The 20,605-nt window shown below is 67.5% G+C and carries 19 protein-coding genes; 2 read left to right on the forward strand and 17 right to left on the reverse strand.

What is annotated here, in order from left to right; all coding sequences use genetic code 11:
* Positions 1-2 precede the first annotated feature (2 nt).
* The 3 genes from IEV99_RS08410 to IEV99_RS08420 all read right to left on the reverse strand — a co-directional run bounded on the left by IEV99_RS08410 (position 3) and on the right by IEV99_RS08420 (position 3,023).
* Positions 3-914 carry a carbohydrate ABC transporter permease gene (locus IEV99_RS08410; RefSeq protein WP_188517210.1) on the reverse strand — a complete coding sequence of 304 codons (912 nt, stop codon included), beginning with the start codon at positions 912-914 and terminating at the stop codon, positions 3-5.
* Positions 911-2,101 (reverse strand): ABC transporter ATP-binding protein, encoded by a 1,191-nt coding sequence (locus IEV99_RS08415; protein ID WP_188517211.1) that lies wholly within the window; start codon positions 2,099-2,101, stop codon positions 911-913. Before IEV99_RS08415 ends, IEV99_RS08410 begins: the two co-directional genes overlap by 4 nt.
* Before the next feature lie 100 nt (positions 2,102-2,201).
* A complete protein-coding gene (locus IEV99_RS08420; protein WP_188517212.1) occupies positions 2,202-3,023 on the reverse strand; it encodes a metallophosphoesterase family protein in 822 nt (273 codons plus the stop codon).
* Positions 3,024-3,694: 671 nt separating this feature from the next.
* Here IEV99_RS08420 and IEV99_RS08425 point away from each other — a divergent pair.
* Positions 3,695-3,904 carry a cold-shock protein gene (locus IEV99_RS08425; protein ID WP_188517705.1) on the forward strand — a complete coding sequence of 70 codons (210 nt, stop codon included), beginning with the start codon at positions 3,695-3,697 and terminating at the stop codon, positions 3,902-3,904.
* A 262-nt stretch (positions 3,905-4,166) separates the two neighbouring features.
* On the opposite strand, the gene IEV99_RS08430 is transcribed toward IEV99_RS08425, so the two are convergent.
* The 14 genes from IEV99_RS08430 to IEV99_RS08495 all read right to left on the reverse strand — a co-directional run bounded on the left by IEV99_RS08430 (position 4,167) and on the right by IEV99_RS08495 (position 19,738).
* Positions 4,167-5,459, reverse strand: a complete 1,293-nt coding sequence (locus IEV99_RS08430) for an NAD(P)/FAD-dependent oxidoreductase (RefSeq protein ID WP_188517213.1) — start codon at positions 5,457-5,459, stop codon at positions 4,167-4,169.
* Between the two features lie 7 nt (positions 5,460-5,466).
* Positions 5,467-6,198 carry an amino acid ABC transporter ATP-binding protein gene (locus IEV99_RS08435; RefSeq protein ID WP_188517214.1) on the reverse strand — a complete coding sequence of 244 codons (732 nt, stop codon included), beginning with the start codon at positions 6,196-6,198 and terminating at the stop codon, positions 5,467-5,469.
* On the reverse strand, positions 6,195-6,851 hold the full coding sequence (locus IEV99_RS08440) for an amino acid ABC transporter permease (protein ID WP_188517215.1): 657 nt from the start codon (positions 6,849-6,851) through the stop codon (positions 6,195-6,197). The genes IEV99_RS08435 and IEV99_RS08440 overlap by 4 nt, the downstream gene beginning before the upstream one ends.
* A 72-nt stretch (positions 6,852-6,923) precedes the next feature.
* On the reverse strand, positions 6,924-7,679 hold the full coding sequence (locus IEV99_RS08445; RefSeq protein ID WP_188517216.1) for an ABC transporter substrate-binding protein: 756 nt from the start codon (positions 7,677-7,679) through the stop codon (positions 6,924-6,926).
* A gap of 119 nt (positions 7,680-7,798) precedes the next feature.
* A complete protein-coding gene (locus IEV99_RS08450) occupies positions 7,799-8,722 on the reverse strand; it encodes a 2-hydroxyacid dehydrogenase (RefSeq protein ID WP_188517217.1) in 924 nt (307 codons plus the stop codon).
* A gap of 96 nt (positions 8,723-8,818) precedes the next feature.
* Positions 8,819-10,879, reverse strand: coding sequence for an NADH:flavin oxidoreductase (locus tag IEV99_RS08455; protein WP_188517218.1), 2,061 nt, complete (start codon positions 10,877-10,879; stop codon positions 8,819-8,821).
* 28 nt (positions 10,880-10,907) lie between these two features.
* Positions 10,908-11,708: a pyrroline-5-carboxylate reductase family protein gene (locus tag IEV99_RS08460; RefSeq protein ID WP_244643682.1), complete on the reverse strand. Its 801-nt coding sequence runs from the start codon at positions 11,706-11,708 to the stop codon at positions 10,908-10,910.
* A 72-nt stretch (positions 11,709-11,780) separates the two neighbouring features.
* Entirely contained in the window at positions 11,781-12,800 is a 1,020-nt protein-coding gene (locus IEV99_RS08465; protein ID WP_188517220.1) for an oligopeptide/dipeptide ABC transporter ATP-binding protein, read from the reverse strand.
* Positions 12,790-13,761: an ABC transporter ATP-binding protein gene (locus tag IEV99_RS08470; RefSeq protein WP_188517221.1), complete on the reverse strand. Its 972-nt coding sequence runs from the start codon at positions 13,759-13,761 to the stop codon at positions 12,790-12,792. Before IEV99_RS08470 ends, IEV99_RS08465 begins: the two co-directional genes overlap by 11 nt.
* Positions 13,758-14,582 carry an ABC transporter permease gene (locus IEV99_RS08475; RefSeq protein WP_188517222.1) on the reverse strand — a complete coding sequence of 275 codons (825 nt, stop codon included), beginning with the start codon at positions 14,580-14,582 and terminating at the stop codon, positions 13,758-13,760. Before IEV99_RS08475 ends, IEV99_RS08470 begins: the two co-directional genes overlap by 4 nt.
* Positions 14,583-14,592: 10 nt before the next feature.
* Complete coding sequence (locus IEV99_RS08480) at positions 14,593-15,552, reverse strand: ABC transporter permease (RefSeq protein WP_188517223.1); 960 nt, start codon at positions 15,550-15,552, stop codon at positions 14,593-14,595.
* Positions 15,553-15,557: 5 nt separating this feature from the next.
* Complete coding sequence (locus IEV99_RS08485; RefSeq protein ID WP_188517224.1) at positions 15,558-17,114, reverse strand: ABC transporter substrate-binding protein; 1,557 nt, start codon at positions 17,112-17,114, stop codon at positions 15,558-15,560.
* Between the two features lie 28 nt (positions 17,115-17,142).
* Positions 17,143-18,657, reverse strand: a complete 1,515-nt coding sequence (locus IEV99_RS08490; protein ID WP_188517225.1) for an FAD-dependent oxidoreductase — start codon at positions 18,655-18,657, stop codon at positions 17,143-17,145.
* A 142-nt stretch (positions 18,658-18,799) separates the two neighbouring features.
* Positions 18,800-19,738: a LysR substrate-binding domain-containing protein gene (locus IEV99_RS08495; protein WP_280514637.1), complete on the reverse strand. Its 939-nt coding sequence runs from the start codon at positions 19,736-19,738 to the stop codon at positions 18,800-18,802.
* A gap of 173 nt (positions 19,739-19,911) precedes the next feature.
* Between IEV99_RS08495 and IEV99_RS08500 the strand changes: the two genes are divergently transcribed.
* On the forward strand, positions 19,912-20,604 hold the full coding sequence (locus IEV99_RS08500; RefSeq protein ID WP_210318632.1) for an SDR family NAD(P)-dependent oxidoreductase: 693 nt from the start codon (positions 19,912-19,914) through the stop codon (positions 20,602-20,604).
* Position 20,605 lies beyond the last annotated feature (1 nt).

The following is a 20,605-nucleotide window of genomic DNA, read 5'->3' on the forward strand; positions in this document are numbered from 1 at the left end:
CATCAGTAATGCACCTTCTTGTCGAGAGTGAAGGTCTGCGCGACGGAAAAGACCAGGATGAAGGCGAGGAAGATAAACGTCAGAGCCGCCGCGTATCCGGTATGAAAGTACTGAAAGCCTTCCAGGTAGATGTTGTAGAGGAGCACCTCGGTCGTCCCCATCGGACCGCCGCGCGTCATCACCGCGACGGTGTCGAAGATCTTGAACGCCGTGATCATGGTGGTGACGATGACGAACATCGTCGTCGGCCCGAGCAGCGGCCAAGTGATCGTGAGGAAGCGGTCGATCGGGTTCGACGCCCCGTCGATCTCGGCCGCCTCGTAAAGGTCGCGCGGAATGGCCGAGAGACCCGCGAGAAATAGGATCATATTGAAGCCCAGCAACTGCCATATGCCGATCACGGCCAGTGTCGGCAGGGCGGTCGTGGGCTCGCTGAGAAATGCGATCTGGCCGAACCCAAGCGATCTCAGCACGGCGTTCACCGGTCCAAGCGCCGGATGCAGCAGGAACTGCCACACAGTCGCCATCGCGATCAGCGTCGACGTCACGGGCAGGAAGTATATGACTTCGTAGAACGACCGCGTTCTGCGGCGTCCATGCACCAGAATGGCGATCAAGAGCGCGCCGAAGACGCCGCCGGGAACGACAACGGCCACATAGACCAGCGTGTTAACGACCGAGCGCCGAATGATCGGATCGCCGAGCGCTTTCTGGAAATTCGCGAGGCCAACCCAGTCGGCGCTGATGGCTCCAAACTCGTAGTTGGTCATGCTGAGATAAAGCAGGACCGCAAGCGGCAGCAGGATCGTCAGGAAGAGGAGCGCCAGCGCCGGGAGCGCGAAGCCGAGCCCTGTCGCCTGCTCGATCCAGCGCCGCCGCCTGGAGCGCGCCGCGCCCTGCGCAACCGCCGTCATGGCCAGGCCTTCAGCGACACGATGGTGTTTCGGGAGGAGCCGTCTCGCGCTTCCAGCCGCCGCCCCGCGCTGTTGAAGACGTGACACAGGCCCTCGTCGAAGGTCAGCGTGACCTCGGAGGATTCCTGAACGAGCGCAGCCGACGCCGGTGTCGCCCGCATCGTCACGCCGGATGCATCCGGGCCGGCCAAGTCGAAATGGAGAATGAACTCGGACCCGAGATTTTCCTTTCGTCGCAGGCGCGCCGAAAATGAAGCCCTTGCGCCGTGCCCCGGATCCGCCTGTCCGATCGAGAGCGCCTCGGCGCGGATCCCGAGCGTGACCGCGGAGCCGGCGGGCTCCTCCACGGCGCGCGCCAGCGGGCGCCCGAACAGCTCCACGCGGCCGCCCGGGCCGACGGTCGCGGGCAGGAGGTTGATCGCCGGGCTGCCGATGAACTGCGCAACCTTGATGGACGCCGGCAGATCGTACAGCTCGGACGGCTTGCCGAGCTGCAGGATCTCGCCCGCATCCATCATCGCGACCCGATCCGACATCGTCATGGCTTCGATCTGGTCGTGGGTCACGTAGATGAAGGTTACGCCGAGCCGCTTGTGCAGCTCGGCGAGCTCCGTCCGCATGTGCACGCGCAGCTTCGCGTCCAGGTTGGACAGCGGTTCGTCCATCAGGAACACGTCGGGATTGCGCACCATCGCGCGGCCCAGCGCGACACGCTGGCGCTGGCCGCCGGAGAGCTGCGCCGGGCGGCGGTCGAGCAGGTGCTCGAGCTGCAGCTGCGCCGCCACCGCGGCGACGTCCGCGTCGATCCCGCGCATGATCTCGCGGCGGCTGCGAGACATCAGCCGCACCAGCGGGAGCCGCTGCCGCATCGTCATGCGTGACATCGTCAACGGCACGGCGATGTTCGACCGAACGGACATGTGCGGGTAGAGCGCATAGCTCTGGAACACCATCGCGACCCGCCGTTCATGCGGCCGCATGTGGTCGACGCCCAAACCGCCGATGGCCACGCTGCCGGAATCCTGGGTCTCCAGCCCTGCGATGATGCGGATGAGCGTCGACTTCCCGCAGCCCGATGGGCCGACCAGGGTCAGGAACTCTCCGTCCGCGATCGAGAGATCGACGCCGCCGAGCACCTTTGTCGCGCCGAACGATTTCGCGATGGATTGCAAGCCGACGGTCGCCATGTCTCGGTTCTCAGCCTGCCCGTGCACGAGCCCGGGCTCTTAGTGTGGAGGTGGACATCCACCGCGGCCGCTCCATGCGGACCTTCGCGGTGGTCCCGCGTCACGCCGCGCGAGGCGGGTAGACTTCGTGGATCACGTCGTCGATCCAAAGCGTCTCGAGCGTTTCGAGCCTCCGAACTTCGGCCGTGAAGGACGCGCCGTCGAAGGTGTAGAGGACCGCGCCGAGTTCGCGGCTCCCAGGCATCTCCGGCTGCAGGTCAGGTCCGACGACAAAGCTCGAGGAGGGTCCCCAGATGTATCGTGCGCCGTCCACCACCTGGTCGTGCGCCCTGTGCAGATGGCCGCTGGCGACCATCGCCACGTCGTAGCGTCGGATCAGGTCGATGAGGTGGGCCCGCGGCTCCGGGGTGACACTCCAGTATCCCTGGTCGCCTTCGCACGGCTTGTAAACGAAGAGAGGCCGGTGCGTGAAGATCGCGAGCTTTCGGCCATTCGCCTCCGCCAGCTGGCGCTTGAGCCAGTCGAACTGGCGCTCCTCCTCCTGATGGCCGCTGCCCAACAGCATCGAGTCAAGGCCGATCAGCCGCCAGTTCTCGAGATCGTGCGACCAGAAATCATCGCCGAAGTGCCTGCGCCAGCGCGCGAGGCGCTCGCCATTCACGGGTTGATGGGGGTGGTGGGCTTCGCCAACATCATGGTTGCCTGGCACGCTGAGCATAGGCGCGCCAAGATCGGCCATGATCTGCGCGCAGTGCCGCATGTCCTCTTCGTCATCGGCGCCATCGACCGTGATGTCGCCCGTGTGAATGACGAGGTCCGGAGCCTGGGCCTTCACCCACTCGCGAAGCGGCTCCCAGTTGCGTTCGAAATGCCGCTTGCTGGGGCTGAGATGCGTATCCGAGATCTGAAGGACACGATACATGTAAGTTCCTCCCGAGCCCTCCCGTCAGGGCGGCGGCGGCGCATTATGGGCCTGCGGCCCAGCGCTCTCTGAACAAACCATACAGATGAATGTTTGATGACACAATTGTATTTCAGCTACTCGTCGCCGGTCCAACGCGGGCGGCCATAAGCGGCGCGGCAAGTTCTCGCGGGAGTGCCGCACTCTCCACGTCGTCCGGCTGATAGGCGCTTACAGCCACGATCCGTATCGTGCCAACGATCCCAACAGGGACATTGTCGGCGTCGAGCTACGCAGCATCTAACGCGTGAGCTGGCGCCCAATCAAAGCCACGGCAGAGACACCGAGGGCATCACGGGACGTCGGGCGCGTCAGTGCATCTCAACCAGATTGTCGGTTCAACGCGTCGCCCGCCTCGGGCCACGCTGCGCGGTGTGTTTCGTGCGGTCTATTACTCGCGATGATTCGTGAGGCTGGCGCTCAAGAAAAACGACCGCAAGCTTGGTTCTTCGAATTTGGTTGCAAGTTTTTCGGATAGCGCCTATACACGTGCATCGACTTTGGCCGGACAATCGGGCCGTTGCCCTTGGCATAGCCGGGCGCACGTTCAGACATTCTCCAAAATTCGACTATATGCGGCGGCGCTGACGCGCTTCTCGTCGTCGCGGACATTTGCGCAAAGGACTACTTCTATGACGAACGGCACCGTGAAGTTCTACAACGACCAGAAGGGCTTCGGCTTCATCACCCCGGACGACGGCGGCAAGGACGTGTTCGTTCACGCCACCGCTCTCGAGCGCGCTGGCATGCGTGCGCTGGTTGAGGGTCAGAAGGTTTCCTTCGACACCGAGGCCGACCGCCGCAGCGGCAAGATCGCCGTCGGCAACATCGCCGCGGCCTGAACTTTCAGACGCCGCCCGGCTGGCGAGCATGGCTCGCCGGCTCGGTCTGGCCCCGCGTGGGTCAGGCCGCCGTGGCGACGTTTGCTAACATCGCCGAGCCGTTCGTCCGACCATGGATGTACCGGCGCACAAACAGTTCGGTGAAGCGGATCGCCGCCTCGGGGCAACCCTTGGCGGCTTTTTCGTGTGCATAGCCATGCCGTCCGGCGCGCCGCCCGAACAAGGTGGGCGGCCGCGCAAAGGTGCGCGACCAGCGAATTATCTACGCGAGCCCAGCGTCGCTCATTCGATAAAAAGCCACCACGGCCGCCACATAGGCGCGGTTGAGTCCGTGGAACGGGATGGTCTTCACCGGCGTGACCGGGAAGGGCAGGGCCTTGCGGTCACCCGTCGCCAGATAGGCTGCAAGCGCCTTGCCCATGGTCGACTCAAGGCCGATCCCGCGCCCCTGGCAGCCAATGTTCACAATCATGCCGGGTTCGGGCTCGTGCAGATGTGGCAGGAAGTCCCGCGTGACCGCCACGCGCCCGCACCAGCGGAACTGGATGGGCGTGTCCTTCACGGCCGGGTATAGGCGCGCGATCACGCGTTCCAGATGCGCCCAGTCGCTCTTGTCGGTCGGCTCGCGGAACGGCCCGCGCCCGCCCATCAGCAGGCGACCCTCGTGGTCAAGCCGGAAATAGAGCAGCAGTTGGCGAGTGTCGGAGGTCACCTGCCCGTAGGGCAGGATGCTCTTGCGCAGGTTGTCCGACAGCGGCTCGGTCGCGACCTGGTAGGAATTGGGCGCGATCACCGTCTGCGCCAGCTTCGGGTAGTAGTCGCCCGTGTACCCATTGGTGCAGAGCGCCACCTTGCCGGCCGTGACGGTCGCGCCCTGCGCGGTTTTCACCTTCCACTTGCCGCCCTCCCGGGCGAGGCCCTGGACCGGGCTTTGCCCGTGCACGATGGCGCCAGCCTTTTGCGCCGCGCGGCACAACTCGCGCGCATAGCTGAGCGGCTGAACCGCGCCGCCGCGCTTGTCGATCCATCCCGCGAGGTAAACGTCCGTGCCGAGGTGGTCAGTGGTGCGCGCCTTGTCGAGATACTCGGTCGGCGCGCCTAGCCGCGCCCATTCGGCCGAGCGCTTCTTGGCAGTTTCCACCATGGACGCCATGTGCGCGCCCTGGATCCAGCCATTGCGCACATGCGGCACGTTCATGCCGTGCTTGGCGATGAGGTCGAACACCGTGTCGGCGGTGGAGCCCGCAAAGGCCGTGAGAGCCTTGCCAGCCTCTTCGCCGAACTTCGCGATCAGCTCGTTGGGGTCGTATTTCAGCCCGGGAATGACCTGGCCGCCATTGCGGCCTGAGCCGCCCCAGCCCGGCTCTCGCGCCTCCAGCACCACGCAGCTGACGCCGCGTTCGGCGAGGTGAAGGGCGGTGGACAGGCCGGCATAGCCGCCGCCCACGATCGCGACGTCGACCGCGACATCCTGGTCGAGCGGCGGGCAGTCCGGCGCCGGGACCGCGGTTGCATGCCAAAGGGATGGGTCGAGCGGAAAGGGTGGGGGATTCATCGCGACCTCAGATCGGGTTCAGCACGCGGCGCAAAAAGTCCTGCGTGCGGGGGTGTTGGGGGTTGGTGAGAAGATCGCGGGCCGGGCCCTGCTCGACAATCACGCCGCCGTCGATAAACAGAACGCGGTCCGCGACCTCGCGGGCGAACGCCATCTCGTGCGTCACCACCACCATGGTCATGCCTTCCTCGGCGAGCGCGCGCATCACGGAGAGAACTTCGCCGACGAGCTCGGGGTCCAGGGCCGAGGTTGGCTCGTCAAACAGGATGGCGTGGGGTCGCATCGCCAGCGCGCGCGCGATCGCGACGCGTTGCTGCTGGCCGCCGGAGAGCTGCGGCGGGTGCGCGTTCTCCTTCTCGGCCAGTCCCACCCGGGCCAGGAGCTCCCGCCCATGCGCGATCGCGGCGTCGCGCGGCTCCTTCTTCACGAAGATCGGCCCCTCGATGACGTTCTCGAGCGCGGTGCGGTGCGGGAAGAGGTTGAATCGCTGGAACACCATCGAGACCCGCGTGCGGATGTCCACGATGGAGCGTTGGGCGCGGTCGACCCGAATGCCCTCGACCAGGATGTCGCCCCGGTCATAGGTCTCCAGCCCGTTGATGCAGCGCAGGATGGTCGACTTGCCGGAGCCGGACGGGCCAATGATGCAGACGACCTCGCCCTTTTTCACCTCCGCCGACATGCCGCGAATGACGTGGTTGGGGCCGAAGCTCTTGTGGACGTCGCGCAGCTCGATCATCGCCGCGTCCCCATGTTCTTCTCCAGCCGGGCGACCAGAAGGATCAGCGGGATGCTCATCACGAGGTAGAGTACGGCGACCAGCGTGAACACGGTGGAGTTCTTGAAGGTCGAGGAAGCGATCAGCTTGCCCTGCAGGGCGAGCTCCGCGACCGTGATGGTGGACGCCTGCGAGCTGTCCTTCAGCATCATGATCATGATGTTTCCATAGGGCGGCAGCACGATCTTCACCGCCTGCGGCAGGATCACCCGGCGCATGGTCATGAACCACCCCATGCCGAGCGACTGCGCGGCCTCGACCTGGCCGTGGTCCACGGCCTCGATCCCGGCGCGGAAGTTCTCCGCCTGATAGGCCGAATACGCGATGCCGAGCCCGATGATGGCGGCGCTGACGGCCGACAGCGCGATGCCGAAGTCAGGCAGCACGAAGTAGATGTAAAACAGCTGCACGATGATCGGGATGCCGCGGATCACGTTGATCACGGTCTTGGACGTGCGATCCAGCGCTTTCACGCCGGATACGCGCATCATGGCCCAGAGCAGGCCCAGCACGCTGGACAGCAGCAGCGACCCGAACGTGACCAGCAGCGTGTATTTCACGCCCAGCAGGAGAATGGGCAGGAACTCGATCGAGTCCTGGATAAAGCGTTGCATCTTTGACTCGGCTCAGGCGAAGCGGCGCGTCCCGGACGCCGCCGCGCCCGGGACAAGGGGTGAGAGAGCGCCTTATTCCTGGCCCCACTTGGCGAGGATCTTCTTGACCGTGCCATCGGCCTGGAGCTTGGCCAGCGCGGCGTCGATCTTCTTCAGGAGCTCGGCGTCGCCCTTGCGCACGCCGATGCCGACCGAGCCCACGATGGTGGACTTGTAGTTCTTGGCCAGGCGAACCTCGGGGAAGTTTCCGAGCTGGAGGTTGTAGGCCACGATCGGCAGGTCGGCGAAGCCGGCCTTGATCCGGCCCGCGTTCACGTCGCGCATGATGTCCGGGATGGTGTCGTAGATCTTTACGTCGGCGAAGAGGCCGCTCTTCTTCAGCGGCTCCACATAGGCGGTGCCGACCTGCGCGCCCACCGTCTCGCCCTTGAGGTCCTCGAGCTTCGTGTAGTCCTTCGCATCCGTGCGGGCCACCATCAGGCCCTCGCCATAGGTGTAGACCGGCGCGGAGAAATCGACGGCCTCCTTGCGGGCCGGCGTTATGTACATGGCGGCCGCGATGATATCGATCTTGTTGGCCTGCACGCCCGCGATCAGCGTCGAGAACTGCATCGGCTCGATCGTCACCCCGAAGCCGGCTTCCTTGCCGACCGCCGTGATCAGGTCGACCATGATGCCCTGGATGGTGTTAGTCTTGGTGTCCAGGAAGGTGAACGGCACGCCGGTCGGGGTGGAGCCGACCTTCAGGGTCTGCTGCGCCGAGGCGGGCAGGGCGCCCAGAAGAAGTGCGGCCGCCGCAATGCCGGTGACAATACGCTTGATGCTCATGATGAGGCCCCTGGGTTGTGCGACGTTCGGGTCGCTTCCGGATGATTGCATTTTCGATACGCAAAATGTCGCACGTCCAGAGCGCCCGCAAAACCGAAAAGCTCAGTTTTCCGTGGAGTTTATACACTTCCTAAGCGGAGCCGCTCGGCCGCCACGATGGCGAGCGCGGCCGCCAGCAACCGCTGCGTCGCCTCGCGGGTCTTGTAGGCCGCGTGCGAGGTGAGCGTGACGTTCGGCAGCGCCGTAAGGGGATGACCATTGGGAAGCGGCTCCGTGTCGAAGACGTCCAGCCCCGCATGGCGCAGATGACCGGAGCGGAGCGCCTCGACGAGCGCGGCCTCGTCCACCAAGCCGCCGCGCGCCGTGTTGACCAGGACGGAGCCCGGCTTCATGCGCGTCAGCCGCCCGGCGCTGAGAAAGCCGCGCGTTTCCGGCGTCAGCGCGAGATGCAGCGAGACCACGTCTGAGGTTGCGAGCAGCTCATCCAGCCCGACCGCCGCGCAGGGCAGCGCCGGATCCACGCCGCCGCGGCTCCAGGCGACGACGTTCATCCCGAACCCGGCCGCGATGCGCACCATCTCGCGGCCGACGCCGCCGAGCCCGATCACGCCCAGCGTCTTGCCGCCGAGCTCAACGCCCTCGGCGGCCGACCACACGCCGGCGCGCACCTGCCGGTCCATCGCGGCCACGTCCCGGGCGGCCGCCATCACGAGCGCGAACGCGTGCTCCGCGATGGCGCGGTCGCCATAGTTGACGATGCGATGCACCGCCACGCCGTTCCGCTCGGCCGCCGCCATGTCGATGTAGCTGCTCGGCCCGCTGCCCAGAAACACGATCGAGCGCAATCTCGGCGCCCCGGCGAGAAGCTCGGCGTCCATCGTGGTGTGCCCGTTGATCGCCACCTCGGCGTCCGCCAGCATGGCGGCCAGCTGCGCCCTGTCGGGATCGCCGACGAACACGTCAATCTGCGCCGCGGCCTCGGGATGAGCTGCGAGCAGTTCCTGCATCAGCGCCGTGCAGTCAATGTAGCGAACCGTGGTCATCTGCCTTTGCCTTCAACGCGTGCGCGACGGAGCGAAGCGACCCCACCCTCCCCCTCAAGGGGAGGGTGAAGATGCTGCGCCTCATCCTCGGCTCCCTCACAGCGCCCGGCAAAGCCGCATCGCGTCGAGCACGGCCGCCTGCACGTTGCGGCTCGCCACCGCGTCGCCGATGCGGTGCAACTCGATGCGCGCCTCGGGCCGCAGGTACAGCGGCTGTGGCTTCAAGGCCAGCAGGGCGTCGATGTCCGTGACGCCGTCATTGCCCGCGTGGGGCTTCAGCGCGTGGTAGAGATCGTCGGCCGGGCGGGTGCCGTGCTCCACCAGGATCTGGTCGGCCTCGCGCTCCATGAGCTGCTCCGAAGCGAGGTTGCGGAACGTCGCTGCCATGCGGTTGCCGCGCCGCTCGACCTTGACGATCTCGTGGTCGAAGATCATCGGCACCCCGAGTTCGTAGATCCGCTTTTTCCAGATCACCCGCTCCGCGTAGGTGAGCTCCTGCGAGATCTGGGCGTCGATGGAGACGAACTGGACCTTGCGGCCTTCCTGCGCCGCGAGCTCCGCGGCCTGGGGACCGGGGTGGCGGCCGGTGCCGTCATAGACCAGCACCTCTGCGGCGAGGCGCGTCGCGCCGCCGATCACGTCCCACACGCTGGTGCAGTGCTCGGCCCCGTCGATCCAGTCGATGTCCGGCACGCCTCCGGTGGCCACGATCACGGCGTCCGGGTTCTCGGCCAGCACGTCCTCGACCTCGGCGTAGCGGTTGAGCTCGACCCGAACGCCCAGGCGTCGGATCTCCTCCGCGCGCCAGCCCACGATGCCGATCAGGTCGCGGCGCCAGCTGGCGCGCTCGCCCAGCAGCAGCTGCCCGCCGAGCTTGGCGCCCGCCTCCAGCAGCACGACCTCATGCCCGCGCTCGGCAGAGACCCGCGCGGCCTCCAGGCCCGCCGGTCCGCCGCCCACCACCACGACCTTGCGGCCGGCCCGGTCCGAGCGCTCGATCGCGTGCGGCAGGTCCTTCTCGCGGCCGGAGGAGGGGTTGTGCAGGCAATGCGGCCGGAACGGCGACTGGCAATGCGTCGCGCCCACGCAGGGGCGGATGCGGTCTTCCTCGCCGGCCTCGATCTTGCGCACGATGTGCGGGTCGGCGATGTGCGCCCGCGTCATCGCCACCATGTCGAGCAGCCCCTCGCGGATGGCGTGGCGCGCGGTCGCGATGTCGGAGATGCGCGCCGCGTGGAACACCGGCAACCCCACCTCGCGCTTGAACGCGCCGACCTGCTGCAGCCAGGGCGCGATCGGCGACGCCATGCCGGGCATGTTGGCCACCGCCAGCGCCCGCTCGGTGTCCATGCGGCCATAGATGGCGTTGTAGAAGTCCAGCATGCCGGTGCGCTCGAAGATGTGCGCCACCTTGATGGCGTCGGACATCTGCAGGCCGGTCTCGCCCTCGTCGATGACGTAGCGCATGCCCACGATGAAGTCGTCGCCGACCTCCCGGCGGATTGCCTCGAACACTTCGAGGCCGAAGCGGCAGCGGTTCTCGAGCGAGCCGCCATAGCGGTCCGTGCGGTGGTTGGTGGAGGGCGACAGGAACTGGCCGATCAGGTGGCCGCCCGCCAATGTTTCGACGCCGTCGAGCCCGCCCTCCTTGCAACGGCGCACCGCCGCCGCATAGGCCTGCACGACGCGTCTGATATCGTGTTCGTCCATCTCCTTGGGAAAGCTGCGGTGCAGCGTCTCGCGCATCGCAGAGGGCGCGATGGTCGGCAGCCACTTGTCCGCATAAGGCTCGCCGCGCCGGCCCAGGTGCGTGATCTGCACCATCAGGGCGGCCCCGTGGGCGTGCATGCGGTCGGAGAATTCCTGCAGCCAAGGGATGATGTCGTCCGTGCCGACATTGAGCTGGCGGAAGATGTTGGGGCTGTCCGGCGCCACGTTGGAAGAGCCGCCGAACATGCTCAGCGCGATGCCGCCCTTGGCCTTTTCCTCGTGGTAGAGCTGGTAACGCTCCTTGGGCATGCCGCCTTCCTCCATCCCGGAGGCGTGGCTGGTGCTCATGACGCGGTTCTTCAGCACCAGGTTCTTGATGCGCAGAGGTTGCAGCAGGGGGTCGCGCGCGGCGGCGGCCGGCGCGGGATTCGCTTGGGCGAACGACATGGGTGCGCTCCGATAGGGATCTGGGAGGTCAGCCGCGGACGGGGGTCCCCGGCGTGGCCGGGCTCGATCGTGGCGGTGGAATGCCGAGAAGCTGCGCTTCCCGCTGGAACGTGGCCTCGACGATTCGCGCGCAAAGCGCGGGGCCGTCGGCCGCGAGGGCGTCGATCGCGGCCTCGGTCGTGCCGCCCGGCGTGGCCGTGCGCCGCATGACGTCCTCGAAGCTGGCGCCTTCGTCGAGCAGGGCCGCGAGTGCGCCAACCGATTCGGCCAGCATGGCGCGCAGCGCCTCCGGATCGAGCGCCTGGGCGCGCGCGGCGTTCGCGTCGAGGAACGACGCGCAGAAGGCAGCCAGGATCGCGGGTGCGCAACCGGCGAGGTTGGACGCGATCCGGGCATCGGCCGGGTCGGTCAGCACCGGCCTGCAGAACCGCGCGAACAGCGCGCGAACGCGCTCCACCTGCTCGGCCGTGGCCCGAGGGCCGGCCGTCAGCAGACAGGCGCCGCGGCCGACCGCGTGAGCGGGCGACGGAATGATCTTGATCACCGGGTTGGCGCACCAGCGCCCGAGGTCCTCAAGCGTGACCGCATTGGTGACGCTCACCAGAATGGCGCCGGGCCGCATTGTCGGCGCGAGCGCTTCGATCCAGGCGCGATAGGCCTGGGGCGGCAGGCACAGCACGACCAGGTCGGCCGTGGAAGCGAGTTCCTGAGGATCGACGGCCCGGGCCATCGGCCAGTCCGCCACAGCGCCGGCCACCCGTTCGGGTTCCCGCCCGCTCGCCAGAACGGCGACGTCCGGAGCGAACCGGCCGAGCGCAGTCAGCAGCACCGTCCCGATCCGCCCGAGCCCGACCAAGCCGACCGTGAGCGCTGCGCGAGGGGAGGATTCGTGGGCCATCGCTCAGGCCTTCATCACGGCTGGCGCGGGGGCGGCGGCGGCCGCCGGAACCGGGTTGAAGCACGCGAAGGCATGCGGGGGCTCGCCGAGGCGCGGCCTTTCCACAAGACACCGCGGCAGCCGCCGTGCGCAACGCGGCGCGTAGTGGCAGGCCTTGGCGGGATCGGGAATCGCCAGGCCGGCCTCGTCGGCGTCGCTGGCCACCGGCGCCCGGTCGTGCTGGCGCGCCCGCAACAGGCTCAGCGTGTAAGGGTGCTTCGGCTCCTCGAAGATGGCCTCGGTCGGCCCCTCCTCGACGATCCGGCCGAAATACATCACCGCGATGCGATCGCAGAGGAAGCGAGCCACGCCGAGATCATGCGTGATGAACACGAGCCCGACGCCCGTCTCCCGGTTCATGCGCTTCAGCAGGTTGAGCACCTGCGCGCGCACGGACACGTCGAGCTTGGACACTGCCTCGTCGGCGACAATGAAGCGCGGCCGCACGCTGATCGCCCGCGCGATCGCGACGCGCTGCAACTGACCGCCCGAGAGCTCGTGCGGGTAGCGCTTGGCGTGGTCCGGCGTCAGGCCCACCCGGGTGAGCAGCGACGCCACCTCGTCCGGAATCTGCTTCTTTGGCACGACCGCATGAAGAGCGAGCGGCAGCGCCAGCGAGCTGCCCAGCGTGAAGCGCGGGTTGAAGGACGAGAGCGGGTCCTGGAACACCATCTGCAGGTCGCGCCGGAACGGCTTCCAGGCGCTCGGCGCCGCGGCCGCGAGGTCGGTCCCGCGATAGTGGATGGCCCCCGAGGTGGGGCGGTGCACGCCCAGCATCGTCTTGCCGAGCGTGGTCTTGCCGCTGCCCGACTCGCCCACGAGCCCGACGATCTGCCCCGGCGCGATGTCGAGGCTGACGCCGTCCAGCGCCCGAAACACCTTGTCCTGCCCGAAGCCCGACCGCGTGCGGAAATCCAGCACGATGTCGCGCAGCTGCATGGTCTGCCCGGGCTGGCCGGGGAGGGCGGTCGGCTCAGTCGCCATGGAGAAGGCACCTTGCCTGGTGGTCGGGGCCGACGGCCCGCATGTCGGGATGGATGGTCCGGCACTGCGGCATCACCTTGGGGCAGCGGCCCGCAAAGGCGCAGCCCTCGTCCGGGATCTTGCCGCCGGGCTCGCCCGCGAGCTCGAACAGGTATTCCTGCCTCTGCGCCAGCGAGATCGATGTCTGAAGCAGGCAGGCCGCATAGGGGTGCTGCGGGTTGCGCAACACGGCGTCGGCCGGGCCGATCTCGACGATCTCGCCGGCGTACATCACCGCGATCCGGTCGCAGATGTCCTCCGCGATGGCGAGATCATGCGTCACGAAAAGCACCGACGCCTTGAGCCGGCGCTGGTGCACCCGGATCAGCTCCAGGATCTGCCGCTCGACGAGGTTGTCGAGGTTCGTGGTCGGCTCGTCCGCAATGATCAGCGCCGGGCGCAGCGCGATCACCATGGCGATCAGGGCGCGCTGGAGCATGCCGCCGCTGAGTTGGTGCGGATAGGACGACAGCACGCGCTCGGGCGCCCGGATGCCGACATCCTGCAGCAGGCTCTCGGCTTCGGCCCGCCAGGCTTTTCCGTCCGTTTCGGAGCGACGAAGGATGGCGTGCTCCAGGTGCCAGCCGATGGTCTTGGCCGGGTTGAACGAGCCCACCGGGTCCTGGAAGATCATGGCTAGCTGCACGCCGCGCAGCTTGCGGAAGCTTTCCTCGTCGTGCGCCGTCAGCTCGTCGCCGCGAAACCGGATGGCGTCCGCTTCGATCGCAGCGTGATCCGGCAAAAGCCGCAGCAGCGACATGCCCGTGACGGTCTTGCCGGAGCCAGACTCGCCGATGAGCCCGAGCACCTCCTCGTCGCCGATCGTGAAGCTGACGCCGCGCACGGCCTTGACGCGGCGCTGGCCGACCGCGAAGGACGTGCGGAGGTTCATCACCTCCAGCAGGGGCGGGGACGCGTTCACAGGCGGGCCCTCAGCTTGGGATCCATGAGATCGCGCACGCCGTCGCTCAGCAGGTTGAGGCCGAGCAGCGCGACCGAGATGGCGACGCCCGACAGCGTCAGCACCCAGGGCGCTCGGCTGAAATACTCGCGCCCGTCCGCCATGATGGAGCCGAGCGATGGGTTGGGCGGCTGCACGCCGAGGCCGAGGAAGCTCAGACCCGCCTCGATCACGATGCCGAACGCCACCGCCAGCGCCACCTGCACGAACACCGGCGCGGCGATGTTGGGCAGGATCTCGCGCGTGATGATGCTCCAGGTGGACTGGCCCATCAGCGCCGCGGCCTGCACCCAGGGTTCGTCCTTCACCAGCACGGCCATGTTGCGGGAGAGACGGGCGAAGATGGGCGCGTAGATCAGCGCGATCGCGACCGCGATGTTCACCACCCCGAAGCCGAGCACCACCATCAGGAAGAGCGCCAGCACAAAGCTCGGGAACGAGAACAGCAGGTCCGACACCCGCATCAGGATGGCCTGCCACCAGCCGCCGAAATAGGCCGCGACGAGGCCGGCCGTGGTGCCGATCAACGCGCCCGCGAGCACGCCGCTGATGCTGACCGTGAGCGACACGCGCGCGCCGTAGAGAATGCGGGTGAGCACATCGCGGCCAAACGAGTCGGTGCCGAAAGGATGCGACCCGCTGGGCGGATCGAGCAGCGCCATGAAGTCGGCGTCCGTGGGCGAATAGGGCGACAGCCACGGCCCGACGATGACGCCTGCCAGCACGATCGCGGTGATGATGGCCCCCACGAGGGCGAGGCGGTTGGCGATGATGGCTTTCACGGCGTCCCCCTCAGTTCTGCCGCGGATTCAGGGCGGCGCAGATGAGGTCCACGACGAAGTTCACCAGCAGCACGCTGAGCAGGAAGGTGAGCGCGCAGGCCTGCACGAGCGGATAGTCCCGCCCGAAGGCTGCGTCCACCATCAGCGCCCCGACGCCCGGAATGCCGAAGATGCGCTCCACCACCACGGTGCCGCCGAGCAGGTAGCGGATCTGCAGGCCGATCACCGTGACGTATGGGATCAGCGCGTTGCGCAGCACGAAATGGATGAACACGAAGGCGTCGCGGTAGCCCAGCGAGCGGGCCACCCGCACATGGTCGCGATAGAGCGTTTCCAGCAACGCCGTGCGCAGGATGCGCGTGAAGGCGGCCGCCATCGGAGCCGCGATCGCGAGCGCGGGCAGGAAGCCGCTGTAGAGCGCGCCCGTGAGGGACTGCGCCGGCGGCGTAAAGCCATAGGACGGAAAGACGCCGAGCCCGAGCGCCAGCCCGTAGACCAGCACGTAGGACAGCCAGAAATCCGGCATCGAGATGCCGAGCACCGCGATGGAGGTCGCGGCCGTATCGGTGAACTTGCCGTGCCGCAGCGCCGAGATCGTGCCCGCGAAGAGCGATACGCTCACGGCGATCACCAGCGCATAGGCGCCGATAAACAGCGTGTTGGGCAGCCGCGAGCCGATCAGCCCCATGATGGGCGTCCCGCCCGCCACCGTCATGGACAGGCCGAAATCGCCCATCACCGCGCTGGACAGCCAGCGCCAGAACTGGATGACCAAGGGGTCATCCAGCATCCATTTCTTGTGGAAGGCCGCGATGGCCTCCGGGGTCGCCTGGTCGCCCAGCACCGCGATGGCCGGGTCGCCCTGGCCGGCGCGCATGACGAAGAACACCGTCGCGGAGCCGAGCAGGGCCAGCAGGGCGACCCCGCCGAGCCTGCTCGAAACCCGGCCGATGCTGATCGCGCGCGCCATTGTGGTCAGCCCACCGTCATCTTCGCGAACTGGTCCGCGAAGTTGGAGTAGGGGAGCTGCGAGAAGCCCTTGACGTTCGGGCGCACGAGGTTGTGCACGTTCGAGCAGAAGCAGGGCAGCACCGGCATGTCCTCGATGGCCAGCATGTCGGCCTCGCGGTAGACCTGCCGGCGCTTGGCCGGATCCATCTCGCTACGGGCCTTTTCGAGCAGCGCGTCCATCTTGGGGCTGCTGTAGCCCTGGATGTTGCGGAAGCCCTTGGAGCCCAGGATCTCGCCCAGATACTCGTCGGCGTCGACGAGGCCGAGCCAGCCGAACACCAGTGCGTCGTAGTCGCCCGCCTTGGCCTTCGCGAAGGCGGCGTTGAACTCCATGGCCTGCAGCTGGAACTTGGTCCCCAGCGTCTGGTTCACCATGCCGACCATGATCTCGCCGGTGCGGCGCCACCAGTTGGAGCCCCAGATGATCACGGTCGCTTCCGTGCCGGCGCCGTATTTCGACTTGGCCATCTCCTCCTTGGCCTTGGCGGGGTTGAACGTCGTGTACTCCGACGTGAAACCCTTGCCCTCCGGCCACAGCGACGGCGGCAGCACGCCCGGGATGGCGACGCCCTCGCCGAAGATCGCGGCCTTCACGAGCACGTTGCGGTCGAACGCCATCGAGACCGCGCGGCGGAAGTGCACGTCGTCGAACGGGGCCTTCTTCACGTTCAGGGCGAAATAGCGCGTGTTCAGGCCCGGCTGCTTCAGCACGGTGACTTCGGCGGTGCGCTTCTCCAGCCCGGGCACGTCCGCGAAGGGGGCCGTGCTGGTGAGGTCGATCTGGTTGCCCAGGATCGCCGTCATGCCGCTCGACTCCTCGGCGATGATCGGGATCTTCACGCTGCGGATGGCCGGCTTGCCGCCGAAGTATCCGTCGAACGCCACCATGTCGACGCTCTCGTTGGACTTCCAGTCCTTCACCATGAAGGCGCCGGTGCCCACCGGCTTGCGGCCGAAGCCCTCCGCGCCGGCCGCCTCGACGGCCTTCCTGGACACGATCTGCGTGCCCGTGCGGGTGTTGGTGAGGTAGTTCAGCAGCGGCGCGTAGGGCGCCTTGGTGGTGATGCGAACCGTGTACGGGTCCACCACCGTAACGGCCGAGATGGCCGTCACCTTGCCGCGGTTGGGCGAAGCGAATTTCTCGTCCATCAGGCGCTCGATCGAGAACTTCACGTCCTCGGCCGTCATCTCGCCGCCGTCGTGAAACTTCACGCCCTTGCGCAGCTTGAACTCGGTCGTGGTCGGGTCGACCACCGTGTAGCTCTCGGCCAGATCAGGGACGATCTCCATCTTCTCGTTGAACTTCAGCAGCCCGTTGAATGCGCCGTAGATCACCAGGAACTCCGGCACGAGGCTGGCCTTGGCGGGGTCGAGCGTGTTGATCACGTTGAACCCCGCAATGCCGGCGCGCAGCTCGTCCGCCGCAAAGGCGCTGGAGTTCATCCACGGCAGGCCCGCCAGCGCAGCCGCGCCGGCCCCGATCTTCAACGCCGCCCGGCGGCTCAGCTTGTGCTCGTCCATCAGTCCCTCCTCCAGAAGCGCCCGGCTTTCACGCCGCCGGCGCCTTGCTCCACGCGTCGATCGTCCGGGTTCCCGGCCGGAAGATCGCCTCGACTTCGTCCCGGTAGGCGGCGATCTCGCGCCGCGTCCGGTCTTCATCCCATCCCAGCAGGGAGCCGGCCTCCGTCGCCGCCCTGGCGATCAGCGCGTCGTCGAACGGCCCGCTCCAGGCCTCGCCCGTGCGCCGGAACAGCACGTCCGCCAGGGTCTCGGCATGGGCCAGGCAATCATTCGCCCGGTGTGTCGCAGCGTCAGCTCGGCCTGCCGCTCGCCCAGGTTGCAACTTGTGCGCCACCGCGGCAACGACCTCGCGGCCGGCCGAGCGATGCGTCATCACTGGCCCCGCCGTCATCGCGAAGGCGTTCGGCAATCCGTCATGGCTGAGGTCGTGCAGCACCCGCGAGCGATTGCCGAACGGAACCGCCTCGTCATAGGTGAGCGGGCGCACGCCCGCCCAGGTGAAGCGCACGTCCGCGCGTGTGAGCCCAAGCGCAGGAAGCAGCCGGTTCGCCTCGGCCAGCAGGAAGTCGCACTCGGCGTCGTCCACGAACACCCGGTCCGGGTCGTCGCGATATTCGGTCTCGGTTGGGCCGAAATAGTGCAGATGCTTCCAGGGGATGCAGTAGAACGGCTCACCCCGGCTGTTGAGCGTCGCGACGCCAAGGCCCCGACACTCCTCCGGCAGCTGCACGACGATGTGGCAGCCCTTGGTGCCGAATATCTTGCGCCCGGCCTGCGGCGCGGCGCCCTTCAGCAGCCCGTCCATCCAGACGCCCGCCATCACGACGACCGACTTCGTCCGCACGCTGACAGGCGCGGCCTGCTCGCGCATGTCGGTGAGCTCCACCGTCCATGCGCCATCGGGGCCCGGCCGGGACAGCGCCGCGCGCGTATGGTTGCGCGCCGTCGCGCCGGCCCGCTCGGCGTCCAGCACGGCGTCCACGCAGACGCGCTCGGGCCAGTCGAACTGGTACTCGCGAAACCGCGCTACGCCGGCGAGCTTGTCCTGGTCCCGCAAACCGCGGATCAGCGGCGCTTTGGCGATCTCGGCGGGGCCGAGGCGCTCATAGTCCAGCGGCAGGTCCTTGGGGCCGAGCGCGTGGAGGAGCCGGAACGCGGCATCGACCTGCCAGCCCTTGTAGGGCCCGTCTCGATAGATCGGGAAATGGAGCTTCATCGCCACGGCCCGGTCCGGGCTCGCCTTAACGAACTCGCTGCGCGCCTCCATGGCGAGCTTGGCCATGCGCAGGGCGGCGCGGAACCGGCCGGGATGGCGCACGAAGTCGAAGATCGAGCGGCCGGGCGCCAGATATCGCAGCCCGCAATGCAGAAGCCGGCTGGAGCGGGAGGACGCGCCGGAGCCGAAGTCGCCCTTGTCGACGACCAGCACCCCATAGCCGGCCTCCGCCAGTTCCCGCGCCGCGCTCGCGCCGTTGACGCCGCCGCCGACCACAACCACGTCGAAGTCGGTCCCGTCCAGGGCTGCGAGCGGCTGGCGAGCCATCCGTCTAGACCTGTTTTCGGCAGTGAACGGCGGGGAAGCGGGCGACACGCACGGTTATGCAACTCCGGGAGGTGATCCCCGCAGTGTGACCGCTTTGTGTATGCCGTCAAATGCGTACAGCTACGTCGTGTATGCGTTTTAGTTATACGGCTCCGCCGTCAAGCATCAGCTCGACTTCGGCGAGCGTCTCGCGGCGGCGCTGGCGCAAGAGCCCGGCAAAATCGCGCGCGATGCGCGACATGGGCCGGTGCGTCGGATGCAGCATGCCGATGCGCATCTCGACGCTGGGCTCGAAGCGGACCGGCGCGATCCGGCCGTCCGCGAAGTCGAGCGCCGTGAACGGATCGATGAAGCCGACGCCGAGCCCATAGGACACGAAGGTGGCCACCCCGGCGACGACCTGCGTGTCGAGCACGAGTTCGCGCTGCACGCCTTCCTTGTCGAACAGGCGGTCCATCAGGATGCGCCCGACCGTGTTGCGGGTTTGCGAGATGAACCGCTCGCCCTCGAGGTCGCGCGGGCCGACGACGGCCCGTCCGGCGAGCCGGTGCCCGAACGGCACGGCGAGCAGGTAGCTGAACCGGGCGAATTCCTCCACCTCGATGCCGGTGCGCTCGAATTTGCCTGGCTCGATCGGGTACTCGGCGAAGCCGAGGTCGATCTGCTGTGCGGCTGCCCATTCCTCCACCTTCGGGGACATCTGCACGTTCAGCGAAATGCGCGTCCGCGGATGGGATTCGTTGAACGCCCGGATGGCTTTGGGCAGGAAGCCAAGCGCCATGAGCGGAAACGAAGCCAGGTTCAGGCTGCCGGCCTCGGCCGATTTGATCTCACGCGCCAGCTCGCGGATCTTGTCCACCGAAACGAAGGTGCGCTCCACTTCCTCGTGCAGCAGCAGCGCCTCGGGCGTCGGCGCCAGGCGGCCGGACGAACGGTCGAACAAGGTGAGCTCCAGCGAGGCCTCGAGCTGGACGATGAGCCGGCTCACGGCCGGCTGCGACACGTCCAGCAGCTCCGCCGCGCCCGTGGTGGAGCGGGCAATCATCACGGCCCGGAATGCTTCGAGTTGTCGGATATTCACAGCGTTCGTCTAAGCCCCGCAGGCACCGCCGAAGCCGTATCTATACGACGCATCGCGGCCTGGCGATGCGCGTTCCGGCGCCGCTTGAGAAGCTTCTGCGGTTGTCCTGGCCTAGCCCTTGCAATTGACGGGATCGGGTCGGACCGGGCAGGTTGCGCCCCGGAGGGCGTTGCATGCGTGTCGCGATGGTGTCGGGAGCCAACCGGGGAATCGGCCTCGCGGTCGCCCGTGAGCTCGGCCGCGCTGGCTTTGCGCTGTCCCTGGGCGTCCGGCGGCCGGAGACCGTTCCGGCCGATCTCGCCAGTGGTGCGGACGTGCTCGTCTGCGGGTACGACGCCCGCGACCGCGCTTCCGCCACCGCATGGGCGGACTCGACCGCCGCCCGTTTCGGCGGCGTGGACGTACTCGTCAACAACGCGGGCATCGCACCCTTCGTTGGCCTGGAGGATGGGACCGACGAGGCGCTGGACCAGCTCTTCGATGTCAACGTGAAGGGGCCGTTCCGCGTCATCCAGGCCGCGCTGCCGCATTTGAAGGCGTCCGGGCAGGGCAGGGTGGTGAATGTCGCGTCCCTGTCCGGCAAGCGCGTCATGGGGCTGAATGTCGGCTACCAGATGTCCAAGCACGCCGTCGTGGCGCTAACCCACGCGGTGCGACGCCTCGGCTGGGAGCACGGCATCCGCGCCACCGCGCTCTGCCCAGGCTTCGTCGACACCGATCTCGTGGCGAGCGTCACCGACGTTCCGCACGACGCCATGACCAGGCCAGAGGACCTCGCCCGAATCGTCGCGCTCGTGGTGCAACTGCCGAACTCGGCTTCGGTCGCCGAGCTCCTCGTGAATTGCCGCTATGAGCACATGATCTGAA

The sequence above is a fragment of the Alsobacter metallidurans genome (assembly GCF_014636935.1).
GTDB classification, from domain to species: domain Bacteria; phylum Pseudomonadota; class Alphaproteobacteria; order Rhizobiales; family Beijerinckiaceae; genus Alsobacter; species Alsobacter metallidurans.